The 7493-nt window shown below is 60.6% G+C and carries 6 protein-coding genes; 1 reads left to right on the forward strand and 5 read right to left on the reverse strand.

The genetic code is table 11. The annotated features are described in order from the left end of the window. Positions 1-225: 225 nt before the first annotated feature. On the reverse strand, positions 226-1344 hold the full coding sequence (locus ACS5Q0_RS24730; protein WP_473129312.1) for a hypothetical protein: 1119 nt from the start codon (positions 1342-1344) through the stop codon (positions 226-228). A gap of 267 nt (positions 1345-1611) precedes the next feature. Here ACS5Q0_RS24730 and ACS5Q0_RS24735 point away from each other — a divergent pair, with 267 nt between their 5' ends. Continuing rightward, positions 1612-1977, forward strand: coding sequence for a DUF3572 domain-containing protein (locus tag ACS5Q0_RS24735; RefSeq protein WP_473129313.1), 366 nt, complete (start codon positions 1612-1614; stop codon positions 1975-1977). 309 nt (positions 1978-2286) lie between these two features. On the opposite strand, the gene ACS5Q0_RS24740 is transcribed toward ACS5Q0_RS24735, so the two are convergent. The 4 genes from ACS5Q0_RS24740 to ACS5Q0_RS24755 form a co-directional block, all read right to left on the reverse strand. Then, complete coding sequence (locus ACS5Q0_RS24740) at positions 2287-3201, reverse strand: nucleotidyl transferase AbiEii/AbiGii toxin family protein (RefSeq protein WP_473129317.1); 915 nt, start codon at positions 3199-3201, stop codon at positions 2287-2289. A gap of 22 nt (positions 3202-3223) precedes the next feature. Then, positions 3224-4075 carry a type IV toxin-antitoxin system AbiEi family antitoxin domain-containing protein gene (locus ACS5Q0_RS24745; RefSeq protein WP_473129314.1) on the reverse strand — a complete coding sequence of 284 codons (852 nt, stop codon included), beginning with the start codon at positions 4073-4075 and terminating at the stop codon, positions 3224-3226. A gap of 368 nt (positions 4076-4443) precedes the next feature. Continuing rightward, positions 4444-5742, reverse strand: coding sequence for an ISNCY family transposase (locus ACS5Q0_RS24750; protein WP_473129315.1), 1299 nt, complete (start codon positions 5740-5742; stop codon positions 4444-4446). Between the two features lie 183 nt (positions 5743-5925). Beyond that, positions 5926-6957, reverse strand: a complete 1032-nt coding sequence (locus ACS5Q0_RS24755; RefSeq protein WP_473129316.1) for a PQQ-dependent sugar dehydrogenase — start codon at positions 6955-6957, stop codon at positions 5926-5928. Between the last annotated feature and the right edge of the window lie 536 nt (positions 6958-7493).

Here is a 7493-nt window from a genome sequence, read left to right on the forward strand (position 1 = left end):
CGATGCTCGCGGTCTGCCGATTGCCGGCAGGTCCAAGCCAGGGCTCTCGAGCCGGCTAGGGGGTCGGGGAGATTAGGGTCTCGTCCGATCATTGTGGGATGCCGTAATGGAAAACGCACACCGGCGTCACAGGTCCGCCAGCCGGTCAAATCTCGGCGGCTCGTATCAGGCGCACGTGGAAGAGCGTATACGCGGCGCCAGCTGTGTCAGGATCAGTCCGACCGACTAACGCTCGTTTCCCATCAAGCGCAGGAAGCCGTCCGTGCCGGTGACCCTCGGCTGACCGAAGTTGAGATTGCCCAGTTTCCAGGACTGAAGCACCACGGACGTGCTGCCGACCGACTTCGGCTTTACACCGCCTTCGGCTACCCGCTCAATGCTCAGTGCCGTGCCGCTCCAGTCGAGCAGCAGGCGATCCTCAGGCCTAAATCCCGCCCGGTCCCAGAGCTGCCGTGGCAGGCGGATCGCGGTATAGAAGCGGGTTCTGCCCTTGGGATCGGCAATCGACTTCACCACGATATCGGCGGACTCGCTCACAATCGCGTCGTTCTCGGCCTTCCGCCTGCCCTTGGTCCTCCGGGATGGCTCCTGCACCGATGCATCTGCAGCAGGTGCCGGCACGGCATCGACGGCCTGCATCTGTGCGACCTCGGCTCCCGCTCCGGAGGCTTGATCTGTTGCAGGGCGGGACCGATGCGGGAGCGCCTGGATGGCATTGGCCACCTGCCGAAGTTCGCCCGAGAGCCCCTCAGCCGATTGGGTGAGGGCAGGGGACAGACTGGCGAGGGCTTCAGTCTGTCGGCTGCCAAGCGCCACCAGCTGGCTCAACTGGTCAGCCATGAACTCAACGGCGGAGCGCAGACTCTTCAGGTCTGCCGCCATGCTGGAGAGGGCCTGCTCGGCCTCGGGTGAAGGAGCCGGCCCGGCGTTTGCTGGCTGCGGCGCCTGGGGGGCAGGGGGCTGAATGGGCTTCGCCTCCTTGGGCCGGAATACCTCGGCTGCCAGTTCCTCCGGCTTTCCCAAGTGGCGGGCCAGAATGTCAGCCGTGTCCCGGTGCCGTCGGTCCAGGGCCTTGGTCTCGCGGCGCTGACCAGGGGAATGCGTCTCCTGAGCATGGCGCGGGCGAGCGAGGCAGGCCGGACAGAGGTCAAAGGAGGGAGCTCGGCCGAGCAGCCAGCCGCGATCCTTGAAGTAGCCTCGAACGGTGTCGTTGCCGGTGGGCCTGGTCGCTTCGTAGGTGTCGGTCTTCTGGCATTCCGAGCATCGGGCGGTGAAGCGGTACTTGGAGGGGGCGCCACCGGTACGGGTGATCTGCGGCTCGAACTGACGTGCGATGCCGGGCATCTCGCTAATCCTGATCGTTGAAAAAGGTTTTCAGGCCGAGGACGATGCAGTGTCCTGATCTCTCGGCCCGCAAAAGAGGTGTTAGGGATGGGCAAGGGATTAACACCAGTCTCGCCAAATTCCAACCCGTCGGTGCCGGTATCCTTCATCCATCGGGAAGGGAAACAGGACGGGCACGCTTTCAAGCATACCTGAAGCCGCTATCATCACGGGATGGGCTCTCCTATATCCAGGTATTAGCAGATGCCGGTGTCAGTGGAGGCTGAGATGATTGAGACATTTCATGGGCGAGCCATCGCCGGCCGGGGCGACGCCGAGAGTGTTGCCATCCAGGTCCTGAACTTCATCGTCGCGGACGTCGATCGGATCATCCAGTTTCTGAACGTCACCGGCCTTCAGCCCGAGACGATCCGCGCGTCAGCCACTTCATCGCACTTTCTGCTGGGCGTGCTGGAATATGTAGCGAAAGACGATGAACTCCTGAAGGCAATCAATGAGGAGCTCAAAATCCGGCCAGCCGCTATCCTGGCGGCCATCGTGCATCTTTCGCCAGAGTCCGACATGAAGCCGCGCGATAAGGATAAGAAGGTCGACACGGCCCCTCAACTGCCGCGGCGTAACCTGTTCCACTGAAGGGAAAGGCCTTCTCACCCGCCGTTGCCAGGTTGATGAGGAGGCCTCCCGTTCCGGAAAGCCAGGATTGGAGTGCTGGCTTCCGCTCAGAGTAATGCTCAGACGCGATGACAGTTTCGGCGCAGCTCAAGAAAAAGCCTCGGCTCGCGACCGCGGCTCCCCGTCATAGAAACGCTTGAAGATTAGGATATAGGCGGAGAGGCTCGGCGATTGCAGCTGCACCACTTACAGTCACTGCTTGATGCAAGAAGTCGTGATGAGTTGGAGCTGCGAACTCATCTTAGCCAAATCATCGGAACGAGCTGCTGATCACTCGGATTGGTGGGCAGACGTACTGATCGGCGCCTGGGCCAACACCTGTTCAAGCTGCGTCACCAGCGCGCCACGTTTCTCTGCACTCAGCTTGTCCAAGTTATGTTGGCGCCATTTGACAGCAGGAAGATTCTTGACTGCATCAACGCCGAGCAGTCCCCATTCGGGTTCGCCTCGCTCGAACGAGAGGAGAAAGCGGCGGTGGGCATCAGGCATGCCGCCGACGACGGTTTCGATCATCGTCTCTCTCACCTGAATGAGCTCGTCGATGGTCACAGGGGCTACTGTCATACCATCAAAACCATGGGTGAATTCATGAGAGATGTCCTTTCGTGGCGGTGCCAAAACCTCGGCCATCGGTCGGTCATGGCTCAGCAGATAGACAATGAAGGCGGTCCGCAGTTCCCCCGTGATACCCTCATTCGCCAGTAGATCGCGAACATCGAACAGGTCACGCGGGTGCTGGCGGTCGAATGCGGCCACCAGTTTGCCAGCATAAAGGTCGGCGAACGACACGATCTGGATTTCGGCGAACCCGAAGGCGTCCTCGACATTCGGCGATACTCCCCTCATCTCAGGCTCGTAGACGCAGCCCCGCAGGACGGGTGTCACCTCGATCTTGATCTGTGCTCCGGCGGTCTGCACTGTCAGCTTGGTGACAATCCCTTCACGGGCATTGTTCACTTCGTTGACGTGGACACCCTGCAGGTTTTGTCTGATGCGACCGGCGATCCGCTTCATGGCGGAATTGATTGCCGCCAGGGATTCCGGCCTGCCAGCCACCGGCAAATAGGTCAGATCGATATCGACAGACAGCCGCGGCAGGTTACGAACGAAGAGATTGATTGCGGTCCCGCCCTTCAGGGCAAAACAGTCTTCCTCCGCCACGAAGGGAATGATTGAGACCAGCAGGGCGACCTAACGACGGTACTGTTCAGCTGGGGGCATAAAGATCATCCGGTACGGTGATTTGGTAAACAGGATCGAGCCTGCCGCCCTTGACGAGCATGCGCTTGCCGGTTCCGAGATCGATCTGTGAGCGGTCGATCCGCTTCAGCCAGGCATGCTGATGGCGATCCGCAAAGAAGAAGAACAGCCGTTTCACCTTGATGCTGCGGCAGTCGGCAAGCAGCTTTTCAAGGCGCCGGGGGCTCAAGGTGCGCAGCCCCTCCACCAGCATGTCGACCTGATGGAAGCTCTCATGATTGGGCAACTCGTCCAGGAGCTCGAACAGCGCCCGCTCGGGCGTCGATACCGTTAAGGGCCAATTCCATTGCCCCCAAGGGAGCTGGTTCAGGGTACTATGCAGGCTGTCATTGCTGGAGCCGACATTAGTTTCGACATCCCAATCCAGGCTGGTAAGCCCTGTCGTCACCGGGTCGGACTTGAACAGAGTCTGTGACTTGTGGAACCGGAAGGTCTCTTTCAGGGGAAGCTTGCTCAGCCATCCAGGCGGCGGTTCGCGCCCGTACAGGTGAATTGTTTGCGGACCCTGGGCGGAAACATAGTGGCTGAAGCCCTGTAGATCGAGTGCGGTACGGCCGCCGACGATGAGTGGCTGTTTTAGAAGGACTTGCAGCGATATGACAACCTGCTGCCAGGAAAGGGTGCCCCAAGGCCGCTTATAGGTTCCGCGAGCAGGCTGCTCGAGCCAGCCGGCCGAAACGTACTGGCTGCGAAGGCTGCTGGAATAGCCATGGCGTTCCATCCAAGCGGCGTCGACAAGCAGCCCCTCTGGCAAGGTCTTGTCCAGCTGGTTTAATTTTCCTTGATTTGGCTCAGCCATGCTTAGCAAATTAGCACGAATTCAAACTCTGGCGCAAGTTTGCCTTGGCGCTCAATCCCTAAGTCAGATTGGGGGAAGTAATCGATTTCCAAACTAGGATGATCGCTGCCAATCACCATCGTAATAGGGCAATACCAAGCATACCCTTAACTATATATCTGTCATTGCAATGTAGAAATGGCACTCAGTGTGCAAATTAGAAATGACACCAGTGTATATTTTGAGTCGTTTAGCGCTGACCCGTCTCCTGAACCCAGCACAGCTGGTCAGGGTTGCTGTGCTGGGTTCAGGAAACCTCCAGTAAAAGCTGAAAACGGAATGATCTTTCTAGCAGGATACCATCCGATCCGAGATGGCCATGCCGCTCTTCAGCTGACCTTGAACATGTGACGCTCGCCCTGTCCCCGCCGACGCGGCGCCTTGGCCGAGCGCTGCTCGTCCCGCTCCTGCTGGATCTGCGCCACATAGCTGAGGACCTCACTCAGCCGCTTGTTCTCGACGATCGCGGCCTGGGTGACCCGCTGGTGTTTATCGAACTGGCGATACGGCAGGGCGATGCCTTGCCAGCGCACCTCGAGCCTTCCGTCAGGGAATTCGAAAATCTCAACGTACTTGCCGGCCAATCCCGCACTCAGCGGCGTCTCGTCCAGAATAATCCGCTGGCGGTCATAGGAGAGCGCCAGTTGCTGCGTGACATAGCGCTGCTCACGCCAGGCCAGAATTGCATCGAGTTGGGCTGGGGCATGCTCCAGCGGACGATGCAGATCCTCCGATCGCGCGGGAGTGATGGCAAACCGCTCGTTGAAGCGCGCCACAAAGGCTGAAAGGTAGGCGTTCGCCGCATCGAGCGTCGAGATCCCCTCGAGCCGGAGCTCCTTCACCAACCGGTCCTGCAGCGTGCGGTTGACCCGTTCCACCCGCCCTTTGGCCTGGCTCGAGTTCGCGCACAGGATCTCGATCCCCAGCTCACTCAGCGCACGCCCGAACTGGGTCAGGCCTTGACCGCCCTGAGCCTGCGCCTTCGACACGCGAAAGATCGAGTGTTTGTCGGAATAGAAGGCGAGGGGCCGCCCGTGGCGCGTCAGATAGCTCTTCAACGTCTCGAAATACGCCAAAGCGCTTTCGGATGGGACAAACCGCAGCGCCACCAACCGGCTGGTGGCGTCATCGATGAAGACGATCAGCGTGCATCGCGGGCCACGATCCTCGAACCAGCGGTGCTCGCTGCCGTCGATCTGCACCAACTCGCCAAAATGATCGCGGCGCAAACGCGGCTGATGCAGCTGACGCCGCTGCTTGCGCGACAACCAGAGGCCTTCCTCGCGCATCCATGTGCGCAGCGTCTCCCGCGAGACCCTCAGGTCGTGGCGCTCCAGAAGCATCTGGCATGCGAAGGTCGGTCCAAAGTCGCGGTAATTCTCCGTGACGTAGGCGATGGCCAACTGCCGGACATGCGGCCCCAGCCGTCGATTGGAAGGCCGTCCGCGGGCCCGGTGCCGCAGACCGGCCGCACCATGCTCGGCAAACTGGCGGGCGAGCCGATGCGCCTGGCGCCGGGTGACGCCCATGAGACCGGCCGCCGCGGTCATCGTTAGGCGGCCTGCAAAAACCGATGCCAGCACCTCAGCGCGGCGAAGTTCTCGTTCGCTCATCTCCACCCAGCCCATGCCACACTCCCATGCACGTCCGTTCAGGGGAGTGTGACATTCCTAGTTTGCCACGGTGGGACATTTTAACTTTGCGCCTACAATATCATTTCGCATAACAAACGTTTTGACAATAAGTGTTGTGGTGGACAGTTGCAGCGACTTCACCGGGTAGATCAATACGCCTGCCGTCATATGCCTGAATCAGCGACTCACGCGCCAAATCCGGCCTCCCGCATCATCCGACACGACAATCGATCCATCCGGCAGCTCCTTCACATCGACTGGACGTCCAGCGCCGCTCAGGAAACTCTGTCCATTGCCGGTGCGGCTGCCGCCAAGCCGTAGCCGCACAACCTGATACCCGACCGGAATGCTGCGATTCCAGCTCCCGTGTTCGGCGATCAGCGCTTCACCTCGCAACTCGGGAAACATGGCCCCGCGATAGAAGTGGACCCCGAGCGTGGCGACATGGGCCTGAAATTCATAGACGGGCGGGGTTTGCGGTGCGGGTGGAACCGCCGTCTCGAAACCGCGCAATCGCACGCGGCCACCGAAATATGGAAAGCCGTAGAAGGCACCCGGCTGCAGCTCGTTGAGCTCATCAGGCGGAGTGTCGTCTCCCATCCCGTCGGCGCCATTGTCGGTGAAGTACATGACCGCACCGTTCCAGTCGAAACCAACCGAATTGCGGATGCCCCAAGCGACGCGCCGGAACTCCCCGCCGGTTGGACTGACGCTGATGATCGTCCCCTGCAAACCCTCAGGCTGACAAATTTTACACGGTGAGCCGATCGAAACGTACAGCCGGCTATCGGGCCCTGCCCGAATATAGCGCAAGCCGTGGTGGGCCAGGGTCGGCAGTCTGACCGGCAGATCAACCCGATCAGCCAGTCGGCCGCCGGGCATCGTGCTAAAGGCCGAGATGCGATCGCGCGATGCAACGTAGAGCCTGTTCCCAAGGCAGGTGACGCCATTGGGGGCAACGAGCCCGGAAGCAGCCCGCACGGCCGGGGCACCTGCAAGGGAGACGCCGAAGACGGCATTGCCCTTCGTTCCGACATAAAGCGCATCGCCGCAGGCGGCCATGGCGCGGGCGGACGGCACCCGGGCGAACACCTCGACGCGGGCCCCTGGTAAGCTATGGACCGTTTGACCAAGGCACGGGGACGACGCCAATCCCGCGGCGGCAAGGCCGACAAGAGCGAAGGACCGGAACGGCTTTTCGAGAGCCATCATTCCCTCCCGACCGGATCGAACACCTTACTTATGCATCCATCGCCGAATCTGGAGAACTCACAATATCGCGGGGCTGACGCGTTCAAGGGAGAGACGGGCAAGGTCCGCTGCCGAGACCAGGCTCGGCCAAGCCGACGCCAGCAGGGGCGTCAAAGAACAGAAGCAAGTCAGGCTGTTGCCACCGAGACCTGAGCGTATCGGGAACTGCCATAGGCGTCCCCGCTCCGTGCTGAAGAGACCTCTCTACTCCCCTCCTCGGGCGCAAGCGCTCGGCCGACCGCCCTCCTCTTATCGTCCGTTGCAGCTCCCATCTTTTCTTCGGGTCGCCGGCGACCTCTAAAACTTACTCCCCATGATCGCTCGCGTAATGACCCGAGCGCGCACCGATTTCAGAAAAATTCGCGAGGCGCGCAGTTTTTATCTTGCAAAGGGGTGAGGATGGGGTATGTGTCGCGCCCCGCGCCGTGGCGAGAGCCGGCGAGCGCGGTTATTTTTTTCCGAACCCGCTGACGATCAGTTCCTGAGCCTTTGCC

The sequence above is a fragment of the Microvirga sp. HS2 genome, from assembly GCF_055792805.1.

Bases quoted from the DNA above. Each gene is read 5' to 3' on its own strand.
- ACS5Q0_RS24730 (WP_473129312.1), bottom strand. From the start codon at position 1,344: ATGCCCGGCATCGCACGTCAGTTCGAGCCGCAGATCACCCGTACCGGT.
- ACS5Q0_RS24735 (WP_473129313.1), top strand. From the start codon at position 1,612: ATGATTGAGACATTTCATGGGCGAGCCATCGCCGGCCGGGGCGACGCC.
- ACS5Q0_RS24745 (WP_473129314.1), bottom strand. From the start codon at position 4,075: ATGGCTGAGCCAAATCAAGGAAAATTAAACCAGCTGGACAAGACCTTG.
- ACS5Q0_RS24750 (WP_473129315.1), bottom strand. From the start codon at position 5,742: ATGGGCTGGGTGGAGATGAGCGAACGAGAACTTCGCCGCGCTGAGGTG.
- ACS5Q0_RS24755 (WP_473129316.1), bottom strand. From the start codon at position 6,957: ATGGCTCTCGAAAAGCCGTTCCGGTCCTTCGCTCTTGTCGGCCTTGCC.